The organism is Streptomyces sp. NPDC037290, assembly GCF_055603245.1.
This window is the reverse complement of sequence record NZ_JBVJVZ010000001.1, coordinates 567,233-591,454: the sequence shown is the minus strand read 5'-3', so window position 1 is coordinate 591,454 and position 24,222 is coordinate 567,233. Positions and strand designations below refer to the sequence as shown.

Genomic DNA, 24,222 nt, shown 5'->3' with positions numbered 1-24,222 from the left:
GACACCCCCCTGTCGGTGATTGCCGTCACATCACGGTCGCCGCGTCGAGCGGTACGACGTCGGAGCCGAGCGTGTCGAGCGCGGCGAGGTCGACGGCGCGGCGCGGGGCCCGCTCATCGAGGGCCGTCGCCGCACGCACCCGGTCCAGCCGGAAGCCGCGCGGCGCGTGACGCAGCCGGCACCAGCCGGCCAGGTACCAGTGTTCCGTTCCGCCGAGGAAGCCGAGCGGTTCCACGTCCCGGGCGGTGACCCGGCCCGCCGCGTCGGCGTACTCCAGCCGCAGCACCCGGCCCGCGGTCAGCGCCTCGCGCAGCGCGGCCGGGACCACGGGGCCGGCGGGCCGCTCCGGGCGGGCCGCCGGGACGAGCAGCCGTACCCGCCCGGTCAGCTCGTCCGCCGCGCGCCGCTCCCGTTCCGGCATCACGGCCAGCACCTTGTGCAGCGCGCTGCGGGCGTCCGCCGCGAACGGCGACCCGGCCAGGGCGTGCAGCCCGACCGCGAGGGCCGTCGCCTCGGCCGGGGTGATGGTCAGCGGCGGCAGCGTCCGCTCCCTGTCGAGCACGTACCCGCCGCTGCGGCCGGGCTCGGCGTGGATGGGCACCCCGGACTGCTGCAACGCGGCCAGGTCCCGCTCGATCGTGCGGACACTGACCTCGAAGCGCCGGGCGAGCGCGCGGGCGCTGCGGGGGCGGGGAGCGGCGGCGCGCAGCTCCTCGACGAGGGCGTAGAGACGGTCGGTGCGGTTCACGGCAGACAGTCTCCGGGACGTCCCGGCCGACGGGTCAGCACCCCCGGGACGGTCAACCGGCCTTTGTGCCGGCCGCCTTGTGCGGGCGCTCGCGGTCGGTGCCGCACAGTTCACCGGTGAGTTCCCTGACGAGTTGCGCCAGGTCGGTCGAGCGGCCGGGCTGCCACCAGTCACCGAGGAGTTCGGCGAGGGACTCCTCGCGGGCCGTCGCGAGCCGTTCGGCGACCTCGCGGCCGGACTGGGTCAGATACAGGTCCAGGCCCCGGCGTTCGGCGAGGTGCCGTTCCTCGACCTGACGGGCGGCGGCGAGGACGGCCTCCAGCGGGACGGGGCTGCGCTCGGCGAGCACACCCGGTTCGACGGAGCCGTACTTGCGGATGCGCAGCAGCATCCAGCCGGCGGCGGGCAGCAGGTCGTACCCGGCGCGTTCGATGATCTCCTGGTAGACCTCGCGCCGTCCCTCGCGCGTGCCGAGCAGGGACAGGGCCCGGCAGCACTCGTCGTAGGAGGACCGTGCGACCGGGTTGGGCGGGATGGTCTCGGAGACGTCCGGCGCGGTGACCGAGCCGCGCAGCCGGTCCTCCTTGAGGAACCAGGCCAGCAGGAAGCCGAGAAGGGCGACGGGGGCGGCGTAGAGGAAGACGTCGGTGATGGCGGACGCGTACGCGTGCAGGGCCGCCGGGCGCAGGGCGGGCGGCAGCCCGGCGATACCGCGCGGGTCGGACTTGAGGGCGTTCGCGGAGACGCCGGGCGGCAGGCTGACGCCCCGGAAGGCGGCGGCGAGCTTGTCGCCGAGGCGGCTCGCGAAGACCGTGCCGAAGATGGCGACCCCGAAGGAGGCGCCGATGGAGCGGAAGAAGGTGGCGCCGGAGGTGGCGACGCCGAGGTCCTCGTACGACACGGCGTTCTGCACGATGAGCACCAGGACCTGCATCACCAGGCCGAGTCCGAGGCCGAAGACGAAGAAGTAGACGCTCATCACGGCGGTCGGACTGTGCTCGTCGAGCCGGTGCAGCAGGAGCAGGCCGATGGTGGTCACGGCGGTTCCGGTGAGCGGGAACACCTTCCAGCGGCCGGTGCGGCTGACGATCTGCCCGGAGATCGTGGAGGACAGCAGCAGGCCGGCCACCATGGGCAGCATGTGCACGCCGGACAGGGTCGGCGAGATGCCGTGCACCACCTGCAGGAAGGTCGGCAGGTAGGTCATCGCACCGAACATGGCGAAGCCGACGATGAAGCTGATGACGGCGGCGAGCGTGAAGGTGCGGATGCCGAACAGCTTCAGCGGCAGGACCGGTTCGGCGGCCCGCCGCTCGACGGCGACGAACGCCACGGCCAGCAGGACGCCCAGCACGGCGAGCCCGATGATCTGTCCCGACCCCCAGGCCCAGGTCGTACCGCCGAGCGAGGCGACCAGGACCAGGCAGGTGGCGACGGAGGCGATGAGGACCGTGCCCAGGTAGTCGATGACGTGGCGGGCGGTGCGGCGCGGGATGCGCAGGGCGGTGGCGATCACGGCGAGCGCGACCACGCCGACGGGCAGGTTGACGTAGAACACCCAGCGCCAGCTCAGATGCTCGGTCAACAGCCCGCCGAGCAGCGGTCCCAGCACACTGGTCGCCCCGAACACGGCTCCGAACAACCCCTGGTAGCGCCCGCGTTCACGCGGCGGCACGATGTCCCCGACGATCGCCATCGACAGCACCATCAACCCGCCGCCGCCGAGCCCCTGCAGCGCCCGGAACGCGATGAGCTGGGGCATGTTCTGCGCCATGCCGCACAGCGCGGACCCGATCAGGAAGATCACGATGGCGGCCTGGAAGAGCCTCTTCCGCCCGTACTGGTCGCCGAGCTTGCCCCACAGCGGGGTCGCGGCGGTGGAGGCCAGCAGATAGGCGGTGACCACCCAGGACAGGTGCTCGAGACCGCCGAGGTCGCTGACGATGGTGGGCAGCGCGGTCGACACGATCGTCTGGTCGAGCGCGGCGAGCAGCAGTCCGAGGAGCAGGGCGCCGATCGAGACGAACGCGTTGCCAAGGACGTGCTCGGCGGCGTTCGTCTCCTTCTCCGTGCCGTGCGTGTCCAGGGCCATGGAGACCTCCCGGGGCTCGGGTGCACCTTCCATCGTGGTCGGTGTCACCGTTTATGGCCTGTTGAGTCCCGCGTTTTCGGCGACGGATGTGGAGAAGGTGCGCATAGTCTCGGAAGTTCGCGAGGGGAGGGCGAACACATGACTGATTCCGAGGGTCCCGACGGCCACACCTGCCCGGAGTGCGGCGCACCGAGGGGCCGGGACCGCAGCCCGTCCTGCGACTGCACCGAGCGCGCGGCCCAGGCCCTGCGCGAAGCACGTACGGCTGAAGCGGCAGCGGCGGAGGACTTCGATCCCCTGCGGATACGGCCCTATGTGGAGGTCGAGGCACCCCACTCGGTACCGCTCACGCCACCTGCACCACCCACCACCCGGCCCCTGCGGACCACGGCGGGACCGGGCATGCCCGACCCGGGAGCGTTCGAGAACGAGGGGACGGGGGGCACGGGGAAGGAGAGCCTCAACGGGACGGAGAGCCTCAACGGAAGCCAACGCCCCGGCGCAAGCCACGCCCCGGCCGGAAGCCACGGCGGCCTAGGCGCAAGCGACGAACTTGGTGCCGTGGAGTCCCTGGGCGGCGAGGCGTCCCGCCCTCGGGCCCGGCGGGCCGTCCTGGTGTGCGTCGCCGGGGCGAGCGTGGCGGTCGTGGCCGTGGCCGGGTTCGCGAGCGGGCTGTTCTCGTACCACACGCCGTCCCGGGACCGGGCCGCCCAGGAGGTCAGGGAGAGCGTCCCGGACGTGACGACATCGGCCCCGGCGTCACCGGCGGCACCCTCCTCCCCCACCGCGCGACGCTCACCCCTGCCGTCACCCTCCGCGTCAGCGAGCCGTCCCGACCCGTCGGCCACGTCTTCCGCATCGCCGACGCCGTCCGCCTCCGCCGAAACGTCCCGCCCCGCCTCGCCCACCGCATCCACGCCGGCCTCCGCCGCCCCGCGCACCACGCCCGCCGTCGCCCCGGTGCTGCAACGCGGCGACCAGGGTCCGGAGGTGACCGAACTCCAGGAGCGGCTGCGGCAGTTGAACCTCTACGGGGACCCAATCAGCGACTCCTTCACCCGCCCGGTGGAGGACGCCGTGCGCACCTACCAACTGGCGCGGGGCATCGGGGGCGACACCCCCGGGGTGTACGGACCGTCGACCCGGAAGAGCCTGGAGGCGGAGACTTCCCACCCGTCCGGCTCTTCGGAGTGAGGGCCGCCCGGCGTTCGAGGACGAGACGGTTCAGGCCGAGGCGGGGTCCAGGGGGCCGGCCCTCCGGCGGGGGCGAACCCCTTGCGGCAGCACCCCGCCCGGGCGGCCGGCAGGATCAGCCGTCAGCCGATGTGCAGCCGTACCGCCCCGCCCTCCACCGCCTCGACCCGCACCCGCGTGAGGTCGGGCACGACCACGTCGGGAGCATGGACAGCGGCGCGAGGTCCGACGCCCACCACCGTCATACCCGCGGAGCGCCCCGCCGCGATCCCCGCACCGGAGTCCTCGAAGACCACGCACCCGGCCGGCTCCACGCCCAGCTCGGCGGCGCCCTTCAGGAAGCCCTCGGGATCGGGCTTGCTCGCCCCGACCGACTCGGCGGTGACACGGACCTCCGGCAGCGGAAGCCCGGCCGCGTTCATGCGGGCGGTGGACAGCGGGACGTCGGCGGAGGTCACCAGGGCGTGCGGCAGACCCCGCAGGGAGGCGAGGAACGCGCTCGCGCCGGGGATCTCGACCACGCCGTCGGTGTCGGCGGTCTCCTCGGCGAGCATGCGGGCGTTGTCCGCGAGGTTCTGCTCCACGGGCCGGTCGGGCAGCAGTACGGCCATGGAGGCGTGCCCCTGCCGGCCGTGGACGACCTTCATCACCTCGTCGCCGTCCAGTCCGTGCCGCGCTGCCCAGCGCCGCCAGATGCGCTCGACGACGGCGTCCGAGTTGACGAGGGTGCCGTCCATGTCGAGCAGGAGGGCACGGGCGGTGAGGACGGTGGACGTGGTGGTGGCCGTCATCGGCAGCTCCAGGAGGGAAAGGCCTCGGGGACAGGCCCCGAGGAGGGACAAGGCGGCCCCGCCCGCCGGTCAGGGAAAACGGGCGGGAGCCACTTTGTTTCTCTACGGTACAAAACCCGGGCCGGATTCCGCCACCACCTCCCGCAACGGTTCACCGGCCGTTCAGCTCGGCCGGCCCGAAACGCCACCGCCCGCCGGACTCAGCCCGCCACCGCCTCGAACAGGCTCCACACGCCGAGCGCGAGCATCAGCAGCGCCGCGATCTGCGTGATCAGCCGCAGCGGCACCTTCTTCATCAGGGCCTTCCCGCCGACGATGCCGAGTCCGGCGACGGCCCACAGGCCGAGCACCGCACCGAGGCCGACGGAGATCGGGTCGTCGTAGCGGGCGGCGAGGTTGGCGGTCATGATCTGGGTGAGATCGCCGAACTCGGCGACCAGGATGAGCATGAAGCCCGTACCCGCGACCCTCCAGAAGGACTGGTCGGCGGGCTTCTTGATCTCCTCCTCGTCCTCGTCCTTCTTCAGCAGCAGCATCGCGGCACCGCCGAGGAAGAGGACGCCGGTGAGGGCGTGCACGATCTGCTGGGGCAGCAGGGTCAGCACGCTGCCGGCCGCGACGGCCAGCACGACATGCAGCAGGAAGGCGGCGGCGACGCCCGCGAAGACGTAGCTCGCGCGGTAGCGGGTGCCGAGGACCAGGCCGGCGAGTGCGGTCTTGTCCGGCAGTTCGGCGAGGAAGATGACGCCGAAGACGAGCGCCGTCACGGTGATGCTGATCAAGGTTCCTCAATCGGTCGGGGCTGCCCCACCGAGAGTGCGGTACGTCACGCGATGACACCTCGGCACGGCAGCGCACTCGGCGCCCATGTCGTGGGACACGGGCGTGCACTGCTTGCCGAAGGTCTCGCTGGGCGGCCCCGAAACACTCGAGGTCCGCCTCCGGGCGCCGGCTCAGGCTGGCTGAGCAGTATGTCGACGGTCCGGCGAAGAGCTACTCCCCTTCTGCGCCACCCATCGTACGGGATGTGAAGGTTCGGCCGTGAACCGCCGTGGACCTTGTCGTGTCATGCCCACGACATTAACTTCTTACCGAGCGCTCACCTCACGGCAACACGGCGTCGCGAGCATTCCCTCGCTCGCGCCCAACACCCCGAGCCCACAAGGGAGTTCACGCATGCCCAGGCTCTACGCGCGTCGACGGCTGAGCATACTCGCCACGCTCACCGGCCTCATAGCGTCCGCCGCCCTCTTCAACTCGCCGAGTGCCTCCGCCGCCCTCCCCACGCCGGTCAGCGCCGCCACCGCCCGCAGCTACCTGTCCCAGCTCACCGTCGCCACCGAGAACCGCACCGGATACAGCCGCGACAAGTTCCCGACCTGGATCACCATCTCGGGCACCTGCAACACCCGTGAGTGGATCCTCAAGCGGGACGGCACGAACGTCGTCACCGACTCCGCCTGCACCGCCACCAGCGGCAGCTGGTACTCCCCGTACGACGGCGCGACCTGGACCTCGCCGTCCGACGTCGACATCGACCACCTCGTCCCGCTCGCCGAGGCCTGGGACTCCGGCGCGAGCAAGTGGACCACCGCCCAGCGGCAGTCCTTCGCCAACGACGTCACCCGCCCCCAGCTCCTCGCCGTCACCGACAACGTGAACCAGGCCAAGGGCGACCAGGACCCGTCGACCTGGGTCCCGTCCCGGTCCGCCTACGTCTGCACCTACGTCCGCGCCTGGGTCCAGGTGAAGTACTACTACGACCTCTCGGTCGACTCCGCCGAGAAGAGCGCCCTGCAGAAGTACCTCGCGAGCTGCTGACCGAGCCGGCGAGCCGCCGACCGGACCGGCAGGCAGCTGACCGGACCGGCGAGCGGCTGACCCAGCGGGCGGCGCCGCCCCGTGCAGGCGGGCGGCGGCGCTTCGGCAGGCGGGAGCCGGCCGCTTCCGCAGCCGGCCGAGCCGACCGCGTGGGAAGCCCCTGAGACGGCCACTGCCGTGGGGCGGTGCCTCAGGATGCCGGGCGGCGGCGCATGAGATACCCCGCCGCCGCGCCCGCGGCGAAGAGGGCCGCGATCGAGACCCCTGTGGCGAGCCAGGTCGGGCCCAGCCACCGAGCACCGTAGTAGCCGAGGGCGACGCTGTACGCGGCCCAGGACAGGCCGGCCAGGGCGGACCAGGGTACGAAGTCGCGGGCCCGGCGGTGGGCGGCACCGGCACAGAAGGAGACGACCGAGCGACCGGCGGGGGCGAAGCGGGCGAGCACGACCAGCGCGCCGCCACCCCGGGCCAGGGCATCGCCGAGACGTTCCTGCGCGGTGGTCAGCCGCCGGGAGCGGGCGATCGCCCGGTCCAGTCGCTCACCGCCCCGCCAGGCCAGGCGGTAGGCCACCAGATCCCCGAGCACCGAGGCGGTCGCCGCGGAGAGGATCAGGGCCAGCAGGTCCGGCACGTCGTGCGGGACGACCCGGCCGGCCGCCGCGCCCGAGCCCGCCGCCGCTGCCGTACCCGCCGTGATGACGAGCACGCCGCTCGGCAGCACCGGCACGAACACGTCGAGCAGAACGGACGCGACCACCGCGGCATAGATCCATGGTCCGGCGGCCAGTGACCCCACGCTCTCGAACACGACAACTCCCGTCGCTCCCCCGTTGACAGCCATACAGCGTACGCCGGGGGTGTGACAGGAGGGGCTCGGGGGGTGAACCGGGGATCACGGGGTTTTCCCGGACGTCGGCGGCGATCCATGACGAGCCCGGCATCGCTGCGACAAGCCATGCACCGCGCACCGCACCAAGCGGCGCCCTCCCCCTCGTGGCGGGGAAGGGCGCCGGGGGCGATCCCTCCTGGCGGAGAAGGGCGCCGCGCGGGTCAGGCCGCTATCGGGGTCTGCTCCATGGCGGCCGTGCCGCTCACGGCCGTGCGGCGGGTGAGGACCTGGTCGAGGCCGAAGGCGCCGGAGCCGGTGAAGACCAGCAGGAGGAACGCCCAGCAGAACAGGACCGACAGCTCGCCGCCGTTCTGGATGGGCCACAGCGCGGCCTGCTGGTGGATGTCGAAGTAGGCGAACGCCATCGAGCCCGAGGCGATCAGCGCGGCCCCGCGGGTGCCGAGGCCGAGCAGCACCAGGCCGCCGGCGACCAGCTGGATCACGGCCGCGTACCAGCCGGGCCAGGTGCCGGACGGGATGGTGCCGCCGTTGGTGCCCATGGCGCCGCCGAGGACGCCGAAGAGCGAGGCGGCGCCGTGCACGGTGAAGAGCAGGCCTATGACGATGCGGAAGAGCCCGAGGACATAGGGCTGAGCGGTGTTGAGACGTGCGGTCATGAGGGGAGTTCTCCTCTTCGGTGTCGGTCGGACCGGCCGGGGACGTGTGGGTGGCCGGTCGTGGGGGCGGCGGTACCGAATGGAGCCCCAGGTTAGGGCTACCTAATCAGTGCTTGCAAGTTCAACATTTGGCCATGGATTCGGCTCGGCTTATGACTCCCTCCCGGGAAAAGCCGCACGCGGGGCGCCCCGCGCGACCGCGCCGACACCCGAATGCGTGACCGAATCCACACCCCACCGCACCCCGCCGGGCCACCCGACGCACCCCCCTCCGCGGGCAATGCGAAGGTTGACTCCCTTGACTGGAAAACGCCTTGATGGTGAGTCAGGTGGCCTGCTCACCGCGCGCACCCGCGGGCCGGACGTGAGCGAACGTGGCCGAAAACCTGTGGCCTCGGGCAGCCCGGCGACGCAACTCGCCGACCCCGCACGGCGGATCGGGTTCCGAGGGCACTCCAGCGCCACCGCCGCGAGGACGCGCCCGTATGAGAGACGTCACACAACAGCGGGCCCGGCGCGGCGGAACACGGCACGGCGAATCCCGACGCGCCCGAGCCGCGGCAAGCGAATCGCCGAGTCCCGGGCGACCGCCCCCCGCCTGGCCACCCGCGCTACCCGCGCACTCGTGCTACCCCGCGCTCCTCGCCGACTGCCCCCGCACCTCCAGGCCCCCGAGCAGTTCGGCCGTGGCCTCGGCCACCGCTGCCACGGCGCGGTCGAAGACCTCGCGGTTGTGCGCGGCGGGAGCCCGGAAGCCCGAGACCTTCCGCACGTACTGCAGCGCGGCGGCGTGGATGTCCTCCTCCGTGGCCTCGGTGGGAAGCACGGGCGGGCGCAGCGTCTTGATACTCCGGCACATGCCCCCAGTCTCACGCAGACCGCACGGCCCTGCGATGATCGCGCGCAAGGCGGCCACCGGCACCCGGGGCCGACCAGAGAAGGGAACAGCCTCATGGCGACCAAGAACACCGTGGCCCTGCTCGGCCCCGGCGGCACCGGCGGCCTCCTCGCCGCCCTGCTCTCCCGCTCCGGCCACCGCGTCATCTGCCTGGCGCAGGACCGCACGGCCGACACCCTGCGCCGTACCGGAATCACGGTCCGCAGCCCCCAGTTCGGCGAGTTCACCGCCCCCGTCGAGGCGGACACCGAGCTGCGCGAACCGGTGGACACCTGCCTGATCACCGTCAAACACACGGCGCTCGACGCCGCCCTCACCCGGGTGCCGCCGGCCGCCCTGGGTGACGCCCTTGTCGTACCGCTCCTGAACGGCGTCGAACACCCCGCCCCGCTGCGTGCCCGCTACCGCCCCGACCGGGTCGCCCCGGCGGTGATCCGCGTGGAGTCCACCCGTGTCACCCCGGGCGTGATCGAGCACGGCAGCCCGTTCACGGAGATCGACCTCGCCGGGGACGGCGTGCCCCGCGCCCGTCTGGACGCGCTCGCCGCCGACCTCACCGCCGCCGGTGCGGCCGCACGCGTCGTCGCGGACGAGACGGCGGCCCTGTGGGCCAAGATGGCGTTCCTCGCCCCCTTCGCACTGCTCACCACCCGGTACGGCCTCCCGCTCGGCGAGGCCCGCACCCGGCACCGCGAGGAACTGGAGGCCCTGGTCAGCGAGACCGCCGCGGTCAGCCGCGCCTGCGGCGCCCCCGCCGACCCGGCCCGGGCCCTGGCCCGGTACGACGCCTTTGCGCCCGCCGCCAAGTCGTCCATGCAGCGCGACGCCGAGGCGGGTCGCCCGCTCGAACTCGACGCCATCGGCGGGGCACTGCTGCGCGCGGCCGACCGGCACGGCGTACCGGTGCCGGTGACGGCCCGCCTGGTGGGCGAGCTGCGCGCGGCCGGCCACCCGTTCGGCTGAACCTCCCCGGAACCCCACGAACGAACTCGCCACCCAAAATCGAACAGGCGTAGCATTGCCACGTGGCTACGACCTATGAATTCCCCAGTGACCTCCTCGCCGGTCAGGAGGAGCTGCATCAGGTCCGGGCCGAGCTGGCGGCCCTGCTCAAGCGCCTGCCCTGGTCGGTCGAGCCGAGGGACGGTTTCAGCGACGACAACGGCTGGCGCAAGGTGGAGCGGCCCGCGTCCCCGGGCTGGACGGCGGACGAACAGGCCGAGGTGGAGAAGCTGCGCCGCCGCGAACACGAACTCGCGGTGTTCGTCAGCACGCACCGTTTCTGGGCCGAGGTCGCGGCAGCGGACCGCGTCGACGCCCGCACCCAGCTGAAGCACGCCCACGAACAGGCGGGCGGAGAGGAATGACAAGGGCTCCGCAAGAACGGACGGCCCCGCACGGCAAAGCCCCCGGCCACACGGCCGGGGGCTTCGTCGACGGTGGGCGCGGACGGTTTCGAACCGCCGACATCCTGCTTGTAAGGCAGGCGCTCTACCCCTGAGCTACGCACCCGGACACCCGAGCTGTGCGCCCAGGACGAGTCGACAGCCTACCTTGCCCGCACCGGTGCGCGGCAAACCCGTGACCCCGGGCGACGGCGGGGGTCGAGACGGGGGTCCCTACGGGGGTTAACCCCACCATGTGTCCGGGCGGCTGCCGGATCGGAGGGCTGGGGGGTGATCATTTAGTGTCGGCCGAAGACCGAGCAGGTCCGGCCGTCGTGACCCGGCGGGCCGGGTTCAGGGGGAGAAGTACATGACTCGTTCCGTCTCTGTCCGCGCCGCCGCACTGGCCGTGGTGACCGGGGTGCTCGTCGCGGGGATCAGCGCCTGCGGCGCCTCCGCCGGCGACGACGAGCACCCCGACCAGCGGTCCTTCGCCCTGCACGGCCGCACCCTCACCGTCGACTCCGACAACTCCGCGCTGGAGGTCGTCGCCACGGACTCCGCCAAGGCCGGCACCGTCGAGGTGACCCGGTGGTTCCAGGGGTCCGTCGTCGTGGGCCACAACCCGACGGTGCGGTGGTCGTTCAAGGACGACCGGCTGGTGCTGCGCGTGCACTGCTCGGGGTTCATCGCCGACTGCTCGGCCCTGCACCGGATCGAGGTGCCGCGCGGGATCGGTGTGAAGGTCGACGACGGCGACGGCGGTGTGCGGGCGCACGGTTTCAAGGACCCGCTGAGCGTCGACACCGGCGACGGTTCGGTCCGCGTCACCGACTCCAGCGGGCCGCTCGACCTGAGGTCGGCCGACGGGTCGATCCGCGCGGACGTCGCCTCGCGCCGGGTGAAGGCCGATTCCTCCGACGGTTCCGTGGACGTCCGGGTGTCCGGCGCGCCCGACCTGGTCGACGCCTCCAGCGACGACGGCGCGGTGACGGTGGCCCTCCCCAAGGGCGCGTACCGGGTGTCGGCCGGTTCCGACGACGGCGCGGTGTCGGTGTCCGTGCCCCGCGACGACCGCAGCCCGCACCGGGTGTCGGCCCACTCGGCGGACGGCGCGGTCACGGTGCGGACCGCACAGTGAGGGTCCCGACGGGAAAGTGAGGGTGCGCGGCGCGAACTGACCGGCCCGTGTCTTCGTCTACAACGGGGTGGGAGAATGACACCACCCACGGCGAACCACGGCACGGGAGAGGGATGTGACGGCGACACCGGGCACGTCAGCGACGCGGTCGTACCCGCCGTCGGCCGTTCGGGCCCGGTCCGGGTCCGCGGCTCTGCGCGACACCCTCACCCTGATGAGCCTGCCGGTGCTGGCCGCGCTCGCCCTGCCCGCCGCGTTCGCGGGCGGGGGCACCCGGCGCTGGTTCGGCGGCCGGGCCGAGAGCCAGCGGGCCGAGGCGCAGGCCGCGAAGGACGCCGCGGCGTCCGCGTTCTACGAACTGGACACCGCCCAGCGGGATCTGAGGATCTCCATCGAGACCATCACGGCCGTGGACGACTCCCCCGCGGCCCGGCGTGCCGCCACCGATTTCGTGGCGCTCGGGCAGCGCATCGACGAGGTCAGCCAGCGCTACATCCAGGCCGTCGACGCGCATGACCTGGACCGGGACGGTCTGGAGGCCGCCGCGGCCGCCCGGGCGCGCTCCGAGCTGACGTCGGCCAAGGACGAGCTGGTCCGGGTCAAGCAGGAGCTGGACCGTTTCGGCACGTCGCTCGGGCCGCTGCTCGGCAAGGCCGAGACGCAACTGGCCCGGCTGGCGCCCGCCGTGGAGCGGGCCCGGCAGGCGCTGCTGGGCGCGAGCAACGCCCTGGACGCCGTACGGGAGAAGGGTCTGCGCGCCGATGACCTGGCGGGCCGGCTCGCCGCGCTGTCCCCGGAGCTGACCCGGTTGAACCAGGGTGCCGGGCAGCACGGCGCGGCGCAGACGCTGGAGCGGGCCGAGCGGGTGCAGCGGGAGGCCGGGGCGATCCGGGCCGAGGCCGAGCGGCTGCCGGAGAAGGCCGCCGAGATCGATCACCGGCTGGTCAGCCTGCGCACCCGGGCCCAGGCGCTGACCACCCGGGCCGGGCAGGTGGACCCGGTGCTGAGCGAGTTGCGGCGCCGGTTCGCTGCCGCGTGCTGGCAGGACCTGCAGCAGGTGCCGGCGCAGGCCGCGGAGAACGTGGGGCAGGCCGAACTGAAGCTGCGCGAGGCTCAGGCGGCGCGGGACGCCCAGCACTGGGCGGACGCCACCTCGCTGCTGTCGACGGTACGGGCCCTGCTGAACGCCACCGACGAGGCGGTGTCGGCCGCCGGCGACCGGCTCCAGCGGCTGAACGCCGTGCAGAAGGATCCGCAGGCCGAGATCGACCGCACGCGGTTCGCGATCCGCGACGCCCAGCGGCTGGCCATGACGGGCCGTACGACCCCGGATCCCCGGCACGCCCGTCCGCTGGACGACGCGGTGGCGCGGCTGGATCGGGCGGTCGGGGCGCTGGAGGGGCGGCATCCCGACTACTGGCACTTCCTGACGGAGACCGATGCCGTCCGGCAGGCGGCCGCTCGGGTGGTGGCGCAGATTCGTGAGGAGCGCGGCGGGCACTGAGCCGTCGGGCGGTCCGTGTGTTGCGGGGTGCTGCGGGGCGGGCGGATATTGGTGGGACGGATGGCCTCCGCTAGCGCCCGAGGGAGGCGGACATGGCCACACACGCAGTGCACACGAGGCCGCGGCGACGGATCCGGTTCGACGAGCACCTGCCCGTCGACCACAAGCTGAACACGGTCTACCGGATCGGCGCGGGCCTGATCGGCGCGTTCCTCGTCGCGTTCGGCATCCTGGGTCTGATCAACCACATCGGCTTCTTCAACACCGGTGGTAACAGCGTCGCCGGGTTGAACTCCAACGGCACGCTGAGTGTGCTGTCGATCGTCGTCGGGGCGATCCTGCTCGCGGGCATGGTGATCGGCGGGAACGTGGCATCCACGCTGAACATGGTCTTCGGGGTGCTGTTCCTGCTGGCCGGCTTCCTGACCCTCGGCCTGCTGGACAGCAACTACAACTTCCTGGCGTTCAAGATCCAGAACGTGTTCTTCAGCTTCATCGTGGGCCTGCTGCTGATGACCTTCGGCATGTACGGCCGGGTCGGCTCGACCCTGCCGCACGACAACCCGTACTACCGGGCCCGCCATCCCGACCCGGCGACCGAGCCGCTGCCCCGCGAGCTGGAAGAGCACTAGTCTGGGCGCATGCCTCGCTATGAGTACCGGTGCCGCACCTGCGGTGACACGTTCGAGCTGAGCCGTCCCATGGCGGAGTCCGCCGCCCCTGCGGTGTGCCCTGCGGGGCATGACGACACGGTGAAGCTGCTGTCGACGGTGGCCGTGGGCGGTACGGCCGCGCAGGCCCCCGCGGGCGGCGGGGGCGGCGGTTGCTGCGGTGGGGGCTGTTGCGGTTAGTCGCCCACCGGGGGGCGTTCTGGTCAGTCGCCCACCGGCGGCGTCACGAGCAGTCACCCACGGGGGCGTCGCGGTCCATCGCCCACCGAGGGCGTGGCGGTCGGTCGCCCACCGGTGGCGTCGCGATCAGTCGGTCCCCGGGGGCGTCGCGATCAGTCACCCACCGAGGGCTCGTGGTCGGTCGCCCACCGGGGGCGCCGCCTCAGGGTGCCTGTCGTGCCGCTCGTAGGAACTCCCGGGCGATTCGCTCCCCCGCCAGGACCCCGCGCTCCGGCAACGCCGCGATCCCGGGCGCTGTGAAGTCCGTGTCGGCCAGCTCGCCGTGGCCGGGGCGCCAGCCCCGGTCGGCCGCGAGGAGGAGGTCGGCGTCCAGGAGGGAGTCGCCCGCCGCCAGGGTCAGCTCCGCGCCGATGCGGCGGGCGATCTCCCGTACCGCCGCGCTCTTGGTGAGCGGCCCCGGGACGGCGTAGAGCTTGCGGCCCTGGAGCGAGACGGTCCAGCCGCGGTTCTCCGCCCACACCGCCAGTTCCTTCACCCAGTCCTCGGGCAGCAGCTCGCGCTCGACGACGAGGTAGGCGAACAGGTCCTCGGCGACCCGGTGCTTGCGCACCCAGACGGGGTCGGAGGTCCTGAGCAGGTGCTCGCGGACCTCCTCCAGCGGCGCGCACTCGTCGGCGAGCCGGGCCAGGACGCCCGTGTGCCAGTCGTGGTCCGTGGCGCCGTCGACCAGCAGATGGCCGCCGTTGGCGCAGATCGCGTATTTGGGGGGCGGGCCGGGCAGGTTGATCCGCTGGTACTGCTTGCGGGTGCGGGTGGTCGTCGGCACGAAGACGGCCGTGTCGCCGAGGTCGGTCAGCAGCTGGGCCGCCGTCTCGGTCATGTAGGAGAGCGGCTTGGCCTCGTGCACCTCCACGCACAGCAGCCGGGGCGCCCGCGCGTCCGGCATGGTGAGGGCGAGGGCCGCCGAGGAGTAGATCAGCGTGCGGTCGAGGTCGCTGGCCACCAGCACCGGCATCAGACCGTCACCGCCTTGCCGTCGGCGCCCGTGGCACCGCGCGTGTACTGGGGGTGGATCAGTCCGACGCAGGTGTACGGCAGTGCGCCGACCTCCTCGACGGGAACGCCCCTTTGTCCGGCGAGCAGGCGTACGTGGTCGAGGTCGGCGCCGGCGCCTTCGCGGGCCAGGATCTTCCAGGGCACCCGGCGCAGCAGTACCCGGGTGGTCTCGCCGACGCCGGGCTTGACGAGGTTCACGTCGTGGATGCCGAACTCCTCGCTGATCCGCTCGACGGCCCGCCAGCCGGCCCAGGTCGGGGTGCGGTCCTCGGCCAGCAGCTCCTTGACCGCGGTGTCGACGGTGTCGGCGACGTCCGGGAAGCACGCGGAGACGGCGTCGAGGAAGGCCACGGAGACGTCGGCGCCGGCGAGTTCGCGGTAGAACTTCGCGCCGTGGAAGTCGTCGGGCCCGACCAGGTCCGCGCGCAGGACCGTACGGGATATCAGGCCGGAGACGGTCGAGTTGAGGCAGGCGGAGGGGATGAGGAAGTCCTCGCGGGTGCCGTAGGTGCGCACGCAGGAGCCGGGGTCGGCGAGGACGGCGATCTCCGGGTCGAATCCGGTGATGCCCTCCTTCTCCTCGAACTCCTCGACGGCCTGGGCGAGTTCGCGGGTGATGGCGCCCTTGCCGGTCCAGCCGTCGACGAACACGACGTCGCGGGGGTCGTGGTGGGCGGCGAGCCAGCGCAGCGCGTTGGCGTCGATGCCGCGGCCGCGGACGATCGACACGGCGTAGTGCGGGAGGTCGAGGCCGTGCCGGAAGCGGGCCCAGCGGCGCATGAGGACGCCGACCGGGGTGCCGGCGCGGGCGAGGGAGACCAGCACCGGGCGGGGCGAGCGCTCGGTGATGACGGCCTCGGTCACCACGCCGACCGCCTGGGCGAGGCGGCCGGCGGAGGCGTCCAGGGCCGTGTGGAACAGCTCCTGGTACTGCTCGCTGGGCTGGTACTCCACGGGCAGCGACTCGGCGTAGTGCGCGCCGCCGCTCTGGATGGCCTCCTCGCGCTCCTCGGTCGGCGCCTCCAGGGTGACGTCGGAGAGGTCCTGCAGCAGCCAGCCGACCTCGTCGGGCGCGTACGAGGAGAATGCGGGGCCGCGGAGGGGCTCGGGCAGCATGGCCGGCCTTTCGGGAGCGTGCGGGACGTACGAGGGCACGACCGCGAGCAGGACGTGCGGGACATGTGCGGCGAGTTGTGCCAGCAGGCCGTCGGGCGCGTGCAGGGCGGGGGTGTCGGCGACCGAGTCGACGACGGCGACGACGGCGTCGAAGCCGCCGCCGGCGACGTTGTAGGCGTACCGCTCACCGGGGCCGTCGGCCGGGTCGTCGTGGGCGGGGAAGACCAGGCGGCTGCGGATCGCGTAGCCGGGGTCGTCCAGGGCGAGGACGGGTGAGCGGGTGGTGGTGGAGAAGCGCACCTCGGCGTCCGTGACCCGCTCCAGCTCACGGGCGAGGCGCAGCGGGGCGTACATCAGCTCCTCGAAGCCGAGGACGAGGACGCGCCGGGCGCCGGCGGGCAGGGCGCCGGCTGTCCGGGCGGCCATGGCGGGCAGCGCGGCCTCCAACCGGGCCCGGTGATCGGGCGTGAAGCCGTGCCGGCCGCCGTCGGGAAGGCCGGCGGGCCAGCGCAGGTCCAGCCGACGGGGGGCGGGGGGAAGGGCACGAGCGGTCACGGCGGGCCCGGGTCCGGCGGACTCGTGGTGCGCCACCAGTCGCCGGCCCTTCTCCAGGACGTCGTCAGGGAGCCGTACGGTCCCGGACGCGGCGGCGATCAGATCCATCCGCGCGCCGATCTCGGTGGCGAACCGTTTCATCCGCTCGGTGTCCCCGGCCGCACGCATATCGACCAGCGCCACCACCACATACCGCCGCCGCGGATACCGTTCGTGCAGGTCGCGGATGGTGTTGAGGACTGTGTTGCCGGTGGAGAACTCGTCGTCGACCAGCACCAGCGGGCCGTCACCGGAGAGCAGCGAGGGGTCTTCCGGCAGCAGCAGGTGCGAGGTCGCGTGCGAGTGCGACTCCTCGAAGCCGCCCGCCCGGGCCACCCCGGCCACCGGCCGGCGCGTGGAGTGCAGGTACGGCGCCGTGCCGACACCGTCGGCCACCGCATGGCCCAGCCCGGTCGCGGTCTCGGCGTAGCCGAGGACCACGGCACCGGCGGCCTCCTCGCCGAGCAGCGTGGCGACCCGTCGGCCCAGGCGGTGGCCGTGCTCGTACACCACCGCCGGCGACTGCGGGACGTGCTTGCCGAGCACGTTCGAGACCAGCAGGTGGGCCCGCTTGGGGTTGCGGCGCAGGGCGAGCCCGAGCAGGGCCGGCAGGCCGTCGTCCCCCACGAGTTCGACCCCGAGCCGCTCGGCGACCCAGCTGCCGGACCAGACCCCGTCGTTCACTGCGTTCTTCATGCGTTCCTTGGATGACATGGAAAGGATCAGCCGGGTATCCCGGCGGCCAGCAGTTCCACGAAGCCGACGTCCTCGTGGGCCACGCCGAAGATCTCGGCGCGCAGCAGGGTCCGCTCGGCCCAGGCGCGGTGCGGCTTCACCTCGTTCATCTTGTTCGTGTAGGCCGACCGAAGTACACCCCCGCCGCCGCGTTCCGGCCGCAGGATGTCCTGGGCGTCGCTGTACTCCTCGTGACTGACCACGGACAGCGCGTGGACGGGCAGCACATGGGAGGGGTGGATGCAGGTCTTGCCGAGCAGGCCGTTGGCCTGGTCGAGGGAGATCTCCCGCAGCAGTCCGTCCATGGCGTGCTCGATGAGCCGCTCGCGCAGTTCGACGGCCTGCACCTCCAGGAAGGGGCTCTGCCTCAGCTGCGGTTTGAACATGCGCTCGGAGACCCGGAAGTACTCCCACACGGGCCCGGTCACGGTGAATCCGGTGCCGTCGGCGCGGCCCAGCATGTTCACGACGTCCGCGATCACGCCGGCGACGATCTGGACGTCGTAGGCGGTCATGTCGGGGGCGCGGCGCAGGCCGTAGGAGGAGCAGAAGTCGGTCACGCCGAGGCGCAGGGCCAGCACCCGGTCGCGGTACTTGTCGACGGCGCGGGCGATGCCTTCGAGGGTGTCGACGCGCGACTCGCGGTAGAGCAGCTCGGGGGACTCCAGGACGGGCATCGCGAACAGCCTGCGCCCGGTGCCGGCCTCGGCGGCCGTCAGGGCCTCCAGGAAGGGGATGCCCCGCTCCTCGGTGAACTTCGGCAGCACGAATCCGGACAGCAGCCGTACGGACGGGCCGAGGCGCCGGGCGAGATCGGGGATCTGCTCGGGGGTGCGCACCCGGATGAAGAGCAGCGGTGGCTCGGTGCCGGGCCGGGCGGCCAGGTCGGCGAACTGCCGGACGAGGTTCTCCTCGCCGGCCACGACGTCCGCGTCGTCGATCGAGTCCTCCAGGCACAGCACCATCGAGACCACGCCGTTCCCGGCCTGTTTGACGATGTCGTCGGCCAGCCGCGGCCTGGTGGCCGGGCTGTACAGGGTGGCGCCGAGGGCGGCGGCGAGCAGCCGGGCCGGTGAGTCGGCGGTGAACGTGCCCGGCTCCCGGTGGAAGAGGCGCTGCCGCACCTCGGGGGCGATGTGCCCGAAATGACGCATATGACTCCCTCGGGGGTGTAAGCCGAGTCTGAGTGTTCGGTAAAGGGTGGCCGGTAATAGTACGTAGGGATCCATGTCAGGGGTTCCCTGCGGGCATGAATTTCCGGTAACTCGCCCATGTCGGCGGCGCTCCGGGAGACCACCCCCCGCATTGTCGTGGCCAGGACCGAGAAGGCAGGATGACCGCATGACGCACGCGATGCTGAAGGGGTCCAACGTCCCGCTGGAAGCCGACACGGTCCGCGCCGTGCTGCGCTGGACGCCCGGGCAGGGGGTCCCGGACGTGGACGCCTCGGCACTGCTGCTGGGCCCCGACGGCCGGGTGCGCTCCGACGAGGACTTCGTCTTCTACAACCAGCCCCGGCACCCCTCCGGAAAGGTGTGGCGGCTGGGCAAGAAGCGCATCACCGAGGGGCTGACCGACACGGTCCAGACGGATCTGCCCGGCGTCGAGCCGGACGTCGGCCGGATCCTGCTGGTGGCGTCCGCGGACGGGGTCACCTTCGACCGGGTACCGGCGCTGTGCATCCTGCTGTACGACGCCGCGGTGGCCGGCGGGGAGCCGCTGGCCCGGTTCGACATCAAGCCGGAGACCGGTGCGGAGACGGCGCTGATCTGCGGCGAGCTGTACCGGCGCGGCGAGGGCTGGAAGTTCCGCGCGCTGGGAGAGGGCTACTCGAACGGGCTGAAGGGGCTCGCGACGGACTTCGGCATCTCGGTGGACGAGTCGGAGGCGGCGGAGGAACCGCAGCCGTCACCGCCGCTCCCGCCCGAGCAGCCGACGCCGGCGGTGCCCCAGCAGCCGCCGGCCTACGGCTATCCGCAGCCGGCGTACGGCTACCCCCAGCCCGCGCCGGTGCCGGTGGCCGTGGGGCCCGTGGATCCGAACTTCCGGCTGCCGCCGCAGGGGCCCCAGTTCATCGGGCGCTGAGTCCCCTCAGCCGTCGACCTTGGTCTTGTAGCCACGCCCCCACTGCAGTCCCCACCCGTAGAGCCGGTCCAGCTCCCCCTGGAACCCGTACACGAACTTCACCTCGCGGCGGACGACCAGTTCCCCCTTCACGTTCTCGATCATGACGACCGCGCAGGACCGGGCCTGGGGGTGGCGTTCGTCGAGGCCTATCTCGACGCGGGGGCCGTTGCTCGGGTACAGCGTGACGACGGCGTGGGTGCGGTCGAAGGCCGGCGTCTGGTCGTAGATGTAGACGAAGACCAGCAGACGTTTGATGGCGTCGCGGTGGTCGAGGTTGACGTACATCGTCTCACCGGACGCCGAGCCGAACCGGTCGTCGCCGCTGAGCTTGATGTACGGCGGTGCGTTGACGTCGCCGAGGTAGCCGCCCAGCGGCTGTACGACGCCCTTGGTGCCGTCGGCCAGCTCGTACAGGCAACCCAGGTCGAGGTCGACGTTGACCATGCTCTGGCCGTGGCCGAGGATCTCCGGGGGCTTGAGCGCCTTGAAGGGGTGGCGGAACAGGCTGGTGCGCTGGTTGCCGTCGAAGTCGGAGGTGCGCATCCGCCAGGTGAGGTTGACGCGCAGATGGCCGGTGGCCGCGCCCTGCTTGGTGAGGGACACCGTCTGGTGCCGCCTGGTGAGTTCGATGGCGTTCGTCGAGGCGCTGCCCGAGTCGAAGTCGGCAGCGCTGGCGCCCCGCAGTCCGTCGAAGAAACCCATTCCCGCCCCCTGGTAGTTCCCGTGAACGCCGTCGGGGCGGCCGACCGCGTCGGCCGCCCCGCTCAGAGCGTTCCTCACCCGCCCGGGTGTCACACCCCGGAGGAGACCTCGGCCCGGTCGTCGGTGCCCTCCCCGGTGGCCGCGAGTGCGCGGTTGCGGCGTACGGAGGACCAGAAGGACCAGGCGATCAGGACGACGCCGACGAGACCGGTGACGACCTCGTTGATCTCGTACTGGATGGTGACCATGAGGATCACGGCCAGCGCGCCGATGGCGTAGTGGGCGCCGTGCTCCAGGTAGACGTAGTCGTCGAGGGTGCCCTGGCGGACCAGGTAGACCGTGAGCGAGCGGACGTACATCGCGCCGATGCCGAGGCCGAGGGCCATCATCACGATGTCGTTGGTGATGGCGAAGGCGCCGATCACGCCGTCGAAGGAGAAGGACGCGTCCAGGACCTCGAGGTAGAGGAACATGAAGAACGCGGCCTGGCCGGCGAGGACGACCGCCGAGCGCTTCTTGCCGGTGCGGGCGGCCTCTTCCTCCTCCTCGTGCTCACGCTCCTCCTCTTCCTCCAGGCGGTCCTCGAAGTAGCCGGACAGACCGCCGACGATCATGTAGGTGATCAGGCCGGCGATACCGGCGATCAGGACCGTCTGCGCCTTGTCGACATGAGCGCCGCCGTGCTGGTGGGCGTGAGTGGCGAAGGTGAAGGAGGTGATCAACAGGACGATCAGCGAGACGCAGACCGACAGCATGTCGATCTTGCCGAGCTTGGCCAGCGGCCGCTCCAGCCACTGCAGCCACTGGATGTCCCGGTCCTCGAAGATGAAGTCGAGGAAGATCATCAGCAGGAACATGCCACCGAAGGCGGCGATCGCCGGGTGGGCGTCGGTGACCAGCTGCTGGTAGCGGTCCTTGTCGGTGAGGGCCAGGTGGACCGCGTCGTAGGGGTTGAGCTTGGCGGTGATGGCGACGATGACGACCGGGAAGACAAGCCGCATGCCGAAGACCGCGATGAGGACGCCGACCGTGAGGAAGATCTTCTGCCAGAAGGCGTTCATCTTCTTCAGGATCCCGGCGTTGACCACCGCGTTGTCGAACGACAGCGAGATCTCGAGGACGGCGAGGATCGCCACGACGCCGAAGGCCTCCCACCCCCCGTAGAAGACCGCGGCGACCAGGCCGAGCGCGGTCACCGCGAACGACCAGCCGAAGGTTTTCAGAAGCACTGGCTACCCAATCTGCAAGTGGGGGCACCACCCGGACGAAGTCTGGGGCAGGGTTTCCCCCGCGCCGTACCCGGCTTTGCGAAACGTTGACCCCGAGTCTAGAGGTGCACCCTACCGGCGGTACCGCCCGGGGCAACCCGCGCTACGAAACGTTCACCCCGAAGTCCAGGGCGATCCCGCGCAGACCCGACGCGTATCCCTGCCCCACCGCGCGGAACTTCCACTCGCCCTGGTAGCGGTAGAGCTCGCCGAAGATCATGGCGGTCTCGGTGGAGGCGTCCTCGCTGAGGTCGTAGCGCGCCAGCTCCTGGCCGTCGGCCTGGTTCACGACGCGGATGAAGGCGTTGGAGACCTGGCCGAAGGTCTGGCCGCGCTCTTCCGCCATGTGGATCGAGACGGGGAAGGTGATCTTCTCGCACTGCGGCGGCACCTTGGCGAGGTCCACCAGGATCGACTCGTCGTCGCCCTCCCCCTCACCGGTGAGGTTGTCACCGGTGTGCTCGACCGAGCCGTCGGGGCTCTTGAGCTGGTTGTAGAAGACGAACCACTCGTCGCCCAGGACGCGGTTCCCGGCGCCGCACAGCAGCGCGCTCGCGTCGAGGTCGAAGGGGGCGCCGGTGGTGGAACGCGCGTCCCAGCCGAGCCCGATCATGACGTGGGTGAGATTCGGTGCGGCCTTGGAGAGGGAGACGTTGCCTCCCTTGGCGAGCGTGACGCCCATGATGCTGGTCCTCCCCTGATGGTGCTTCCCTGGTTGTCCTGCGCGTCCGGCGCCGCACGTAAACGGTGCGGCGCCGGATGGTGCGGGTGTCGTGACCCTGCCGGGATCAGACGTTGACGCCGAAGTCCTGGGCGATGCCGCGCAGACCGGAGGCGTAGCCCTGGCCGATGGCGCGGAACTTCCACTCCGCCCCGTGCCGGTACAGCTCGCCGAAGACCATGGCGGTCTCGGTGGAGGCGTCCTCGCTCAGGTCGTAGCGGGCGATCTCCTGCTCGCCCGCCTGGTTCACGACGCGGATGAAGGCGTTGCGGACCTGGCCGAAGGACTGCTGGCGGTTCTCGGCGTCGTAGATCGAGACCGGGAAGACGATCTTCTCGATGTCGGCCGGGACGCCGGCCAGATTGATCTTGATCTGCTCGTCGTCGCCCTCGCCCTCACCGGTGATGTTGTCACCGGTGTGCTCGACCGAGCCGTCGGGGCTCTTGAGGTTGTTGAAGAAGACGAAGTGCTGGTCGCTCGCGACCTTGCCGGAGCTGTTCAGCAGCAGCGCGCTGGCGTCGAGGTCGAAGTCGGTGCCGGTCGTGGTGCGCACGTCCCAGCCCAGACCGACGATGACGGCGGTCAGGCCCGGGGCCTCCTTCGTCAGCGATACGTTGCCGCCCTTGCTGAGGCTGACTCCCACGGGTCCTCCATGTGGTGTCCAGGGGCGGGGAGCCCCGTCGTGCTTCGGATATGGGATCAACGAACCGATCCTAGTGACGGGTTCCCGCACCCCGCAGACCCTGGACCCGAAGAATCACAGGTGTCGGCCACGGTCGGCCTACAGGGTGTCGAGCGCCTTCACGTAGTCGTTCAGGTCGCGCGCGTCCGGCAGGCCGTTGACCACGGTCCACCGCACGACACCCTCCTTGTCGATGATGAAGGTGCCCCGGACGGCGCATCCCTTGTCCTCGTCGAAGACGCCGTACGCGCGCGAGACGTTGCCGTGCGGCCAGAAGTCGCTGAGCAGCGGGTACTCCAGGCCCTCCTGCTCGGCGAAGACCCGCAGGGTGTGGATGGAGTCGTTGGAGACGGCGAGCAGCTGCGTGTCGCGGCCTTCGAACTTCGGGAGGTTGTCGCGCAGCTCGCACAGCTCACCGGTGCAGACGCCGGTGAAGGCGAACGGGTAGAAGAGCAGGACCACGTTCTTCTCGCCGCGGAAGTCCGAGAGCTTCACGGTGCGGCCGTGGTTGTCCTTGAGCTCGAAGTCGGGCGCCTTGTCGCCGACCTGGATCGCCATCGTCGTGCATCCCTTCGGTGGGCTGTTCGGGTGAGCGCAAGCAGACGCTCGGCTCCACCCTACGCAGCGATCACCGGGGTCTTCCGGACGGGCTGGGGCGAAATCCAGCCCGTCCGGTGGACGGAGGAGATCACCTCTTGGACTTGGCCGCCTTCGGCGTCGCCAGGCGCGAGCCGCTCCAGTCCTTGCCCACACTGACGCTCTTCGACGCCGTCAGGCCGGCCGTCGTGACGGCGTCCTGGATGTCGCTCGGCTCCACGTACCCCGAACGGCCGGTCTTCGGCGTCAGGAGCAGGATCGCGCCGCCCTCTTCGATGTACGTGGTGGCATCCACCAGCGCATCCGTCAGGTCGCCGTCGTCGTCACGGAACCACAGCACAACGGCGTCGGCCACATCGTCGTAGTCCTCGTCCATGAGGTCGCCCTCGATGGCTTCCTCAATGGCCTCGCGGAGCTCCTGATCGACGTCGTCGTCGTAGCCGATCTCCTGGACCACCTGCCCGGGCTGGAACCCCAGCCTGGCGGCAGGGTTCGTCCGCTCCTCCGCGTGGTCCGCGGTCGCGCTCACGGGTTGCCTCCTGATCATGTCTTGGTGAATATCTCAGCCACGCGCGTGCGCGAAGCATTGGCCGTAGTCCACACGGGCGGGACGGATCGCGCAAGTACCCGGCCGTTCGGACCGCCGAAACGGTGACGATCCCGGCCGTGTCGCCGCAACTCCTGGCACCGTAT

25 protein-coding genes and 1 tRNA gene are annotated in these 24,222 nt (G+C 71.6%); 9 read left to right on the top strand and 17 right to left on the bottom strand.

From position 1 onward, the window contains the following. Nucleotides 1-25: 25 nt before the first annotated feature. Both ACZ7HQ_RS02705 and ACZ7HQ_RS02700 read right to left on the bottom strand, forming a co-directional pair. On the bottom strand, nt 26-748 hold the full coding sequence (locus ACZ7HQ_RS02705; RefSeq protein ID WP_470983713.1) for a helix-turn-helix transcriptional regulator: 723 nt from the start codon (nt 746-748) through the stop codon (nt 26-28). A gap of 52 nt (nt 749-800) precedes the next feature. Continuing rightward, nucleotides 801-2,840 carry a DHA2 family efflux MFS transporter permease subunit gene (locus ACZ7HQ_RS02700; RefSeq protein ID WP_470985176.1) on the bottom strand — a complete coding sequence of 680 codons (2,040 nt, stop codon included), beginning with the start codon at nt 2,838-2,840 and terminating at the stop codon, nt 801-803. A gap of 138 nt (nt 2,841-2,978) precedes the next feature. On the opposite strand from ACZ7HQ_RS02700, the gene ACZ7HQ_RS02695 reads away from it, so the two are divergent. Beyond that, nucleotides 2,979-4,034, top strand: a complete 1,056-nt coding sequence (locus tag ACZ7HQ_RS02695; RefSeq protein ID WP_470983711.1) for a peptidoglycan-binding domain-containing protein — start codon at nt 2,979-2,981, stop codon at nt 4,032-4,034. Nucleotides 4,035-4,156: 122 nt separating this feature from the next. Here the strand turns inward: ACZ7HQ_RS02695 and ACZ7HQ_RS02690 are convergent, their stop codons facing one another. After that, nucleotides 4,157-4,825 (bottom strand): HAD family hydrolase, encoded by a 669-nt coding sequence (locus ACZ7HQ_RS02690; RefSeq protein ID WP_470983708.1) that lies wholly within the window; start codon nt 4,823-4,825, stop codon nt 4,157-4,159. 200 nt (nt 4,826-5,025) lie between these two features. Beyond that, a complete protein-coding gene (locus ACZ7HQ_RS02685; RefSeq protein ID WP_470983705.1) occupies nt 5,026-5,607 on the bottom strand; it encodes a TMEM165/GDT1 family protein in 582 nt (193 codons plus the stop codon). A 394-nt stretch (nt 5,608-6,001) separates the two neighbouring features. On the opposite strand from ACZ7HQ_RS02685, the gene ACZ7HQ_RS02680 reads away from it, so the two are divergent. Next, complete coding sequence (locus ACZ7HQ_RS02680; RefSeq protein WP_470983703.1) at nt 6,002-6,646, top strand: HNH endonuclease family protein; 645 nt, start codon at nt 6,002-6,004, stop codon at nt 6,644-6,646. A gap of 190 nt (nt 6,647-6,836) precedes the next feature. Here ACZ7HQ_RS02680 and ACZ7HQ_RS02675 read toward each other — a convergent pair whose 3' ends face one another. From ACZ7HQ_RS02675 to ACZ7HQ_RS02665, 3 genes are all read right to left on the bottom strand, one after another. Further along, nucleotides 6,837-7,487, bottom strand: a complete 651-nt coding sequence (locus ACZ7HQ_RS02675; RefSeq protein ID WP_470983701.1) for a DedA family protein — start codon at nt 7,485-7,487, stop codon at nt 6,837-6,839. A gap of 209 nt (nt 7,488-7,696) precedes the next feature. Then, entirely contained in the window at nt 7,697-8,152 is a 456-nt protein-coding gene (locus tag ACZ7HQ_RS02670) for a DoxX family protein (protein ID WP_470983699.1), read from the bottom strand. A gap of 628 nt (nt 8,153-8,780) precedes the next feature. Continuing rightward, nucleotides 8,781-9,011 (bottom strand): DUF2277 domain-containing protein, encoded by a 231-nt coding sequence (locus ACZ7HQ_RS02665; protein ID WP_470983697.1) that lies wholly within the window; start codon nt 9,009-9,011, stop codon nt 8,781-8,783. Nucleotides 9,012-9,104: 93 nt separating this feature from the next. On the opposite strand from ACZ7HQ_RS02665, the gene ACZ7HQ_RS02660 reads away from it, so the two are divergent. Beyond that, nucleotides 9,105-10,013: a ketopantoate reductase family protein gene (locus ACZ7HQ_RS02660; RefSeq protein ID WP_470983695.1), complete on the top strand. Its 909-nt coding sequence runs from the start codon at nt 9,105-9,107 to the stop codon at nt 10,011-10,013. Between the two features lie 62 nt (nt 10,014-10,075). Beyond that, entirely contained in the window at nt 10,076-10,417 is a 342-nt protein-coding gene (locus tag ACZ7HQ_RS02655) for a hypothetical protein (RefSeq protein ID WP_470983692.1), read from the top strand. Between the two features lie 73 nt (nt 10,418-10,490). On the opposite strand, the gene ACZ7HQ_RS02650 is transcribed toward ACZ7HQ_RS02655, so the two are convergent. Beyond that, nucleotides 10,491-10,562 (bottom strand) — tRNA-Val (locus tag ACZ7HQ_RS02650). 243 nt (nt 10,563-10,805) lie between these two features. On the opposite strand from ACZ7HQ_RS02650, the gene ACZ7HQ_RS02645 reads away from it, so the two are divergent. The 4 genes from ACZ7HQ_RS02645 (at nt 10,806) to ACZ7HQ_RS02630 (ending at nt 13,931) form a co-directional block, all read left to right on the top strand. After that, nucleotides 10,806-11,576, top strand: a complete 771-nt coding sequence (locus ACZ7HQ_RS02645) for a DUF4097 family beta strand repeat-containing protein (protein WP_470983690.1) — start codon at nt 10,806-10,808, stop codon at nt 11,574-11,576. A gap of 115 nt (nt 11,577-11,691) precedes the next feature. After that, nucleotides 11,692-13,080: a hypothetical protein gene (locus ACZ7HQ_RS02640; RefSeq protein ID WP_470983688.1), complete on the top strand. Its 1,389-nt coding sequence runs from the start codon at nt 11,692-11,694 to the stop codon at nt 13,078-13,080. A 92-nt stretch (nt 13,081-13,172) separates the two neighbouring features. After that, nucleotides 13,173-13,712 (top strand): DUF4383 domain-containing protein, encoded by a 540-nt coding sequence (locus ACZ7HQ_RS02635; protein ID WP_470983686.1) that lies wholly within the window; start codon nt 13,173-13,175, stop codon nt 13,710-13,712. Nucleotides 13,713-13,721: 9 nt separating this feature from the next. Then, complete coding sequence (locus ACZ7HQ_RS02630) at nt 13,722-13,931, top strand: FmdB family zinc ribbon protein (RefSeq protein WP_470983685.1); 210 nt, start codon at nt 13,722-13,724, stop codon at nt 13,929-13,931. A 202-nt stretch (nt 13,932-14,133) separates the two neighbouring features. Here the strand turns inward: ACZ7HQ_RS02630 and ACZ7HQ_RS02625 are convergent, their stop codons facing one another. Genes ACZ7HQ_RS02625 through ACZ7HQ_RS02615 form a run of 3 tightly spaced genes read right to left on the bottom strand, consistent with a single transcriptional unit; the run spans nt 14,134 to nt 18,586 of the window. Next, the gene (locus ACZ7HQ_RS02625) at nt 14,134-14,946 is read right to left on the bottom strand and encodes an HAD family hydrolase (RefSeq protein WP_470983683.1); all 813 of its coding nucleotides are present in this window, start codon (nt 14,944-14,946) and stop codon (nt 14,134-14,136) included. Then, nucleotides 14,946-17,393, bottom strand: a complete 2,448-nt coding sequence (locus ACZ7HQ_RS02620; protein ID WP_470983680.1) for a phosphoribosyltransferase — start codon at nt 17,391-17,393, stop codon at nt 14,946-14,948. The genes ACZ7HQ_RS02625 and ACZ7HQ_RS02620 overlap by 1 nt, the downstream gene beginning before the upstream one ends. A gap of 26 nt (nt 17,394-17,419) precedes the next feature. Beyond that, a complete protein-coding gene (locus tag ACZ7HQ_RS02615; protein ID WP_470983678.1) occupies nt 17,420-18,586 on the bottom strand; it encodes an HpcH/HpaI aldolase/citrate lyase family protein in 1,167 nt (388 codons plus the stop codon). A 187-nt stretch (nt 18,587-18,773) separates the two neighbouring features. Here ACZ7HQ_RS02615 and ACZ7HQ_RS02610 point away from each other — a divergent pair, with 187 nt between their 5' ends. Then, a complete protein-coding gene (locus ACZ7HQ_RS02610; protein ID WP_470983676.1) occupies nt 18,774-19,517 on the top strand; it encodes a TerD family protein in 744 nt (247 codons plus the stop codon). Nucleotides 19,518-19,523: 6 nt separating this feature from the next. Here the strand turns inward: ACZ7HQ_RS02610 and ACZ7HQ_RS02605 are convergent, their stop codons facing one another. The 6 genes from ACZ7HQ_RS02605 to ACZ7HQ_RS02580 all read right to left on the bottom strand — a co-directional run bounded on the left by ACZ7HQ_RS02605 (nt 19,524) and on the right by ACZ7HQ_RS02580 (nt 24,058). Beyond that, the gene (locus ACZ7HQ_RS02605) at nt 19,524-20,261 is read right to left on the bottom strand and encodes a TerD family protein (protein ID WP_470985174.1); all 738 of its coding nucleotides are present in this window, start codon (nt 20,259-20,261) and stop codon (nt 19,524-19,526) included. Between the two features lie 89 nt (nt 20,262-20,350). Then, nucleotides 20,351-21,490, bottom strand: a complete 1,140-nt coding sequence (locus tag ACZ7HQ_RS02600) for a DUF475 domain-containing protein (protein ID WP_470983674.1) — start codon at nt 21,488-21,490, stop codon at nt 20,351-20,353. 142 nt (nt 21,491-21,632) lie between these two features. After that, entirely contained in the window at nt 21,633-22,211 is a 579-nt protein-coding gene (locus ACZ7HQ_RS02595; protein ID WP_470983672.1) for a TerD family protein, read from the bottom strand. Nucleotides 22,212-22,317: 106 nt separating this feature from the next. Continuing rightward, a complete protein-coding gene (locus ACZ7HQ_RS02590) occupies nt 22,318-22,893 on the bottom strand; it encodes a calcium homeostasis/redox stress adaptation protein (protein ID WP_366015830.1) in 576 nt (191 codons plus the stop codon). Between the two features lie 138 nt (nt 22,894-23,031). Then, nucleotides 23,032-23,490 carry a peroxiredoxin gene (locus ACZ7HQ_RS02585; protein WP_228620122.1) on the bottom strand — a complete coding sequence of 153 codons (459 nt, stop codon included), beginning with the start codon at nt 23,488-23,490 and terminating at the stop codon, nt 23,032-23,034. Nucleotides 23,491-23,620: 130 nt separating this feature from the next. After that, complete coding sequence (locus tag ACZ7HQ_RS02580; protein ID WP_470983670.1) at nt 23,621-24,058, bottom strand: DUF3052 domain-containing protein; 438 nt, start codon at nt 24,056-24,058, stop codon at nt 23,621-23,623. Nucleotides 24,059-24,222 lie beyond the last annotated feature (164 nt).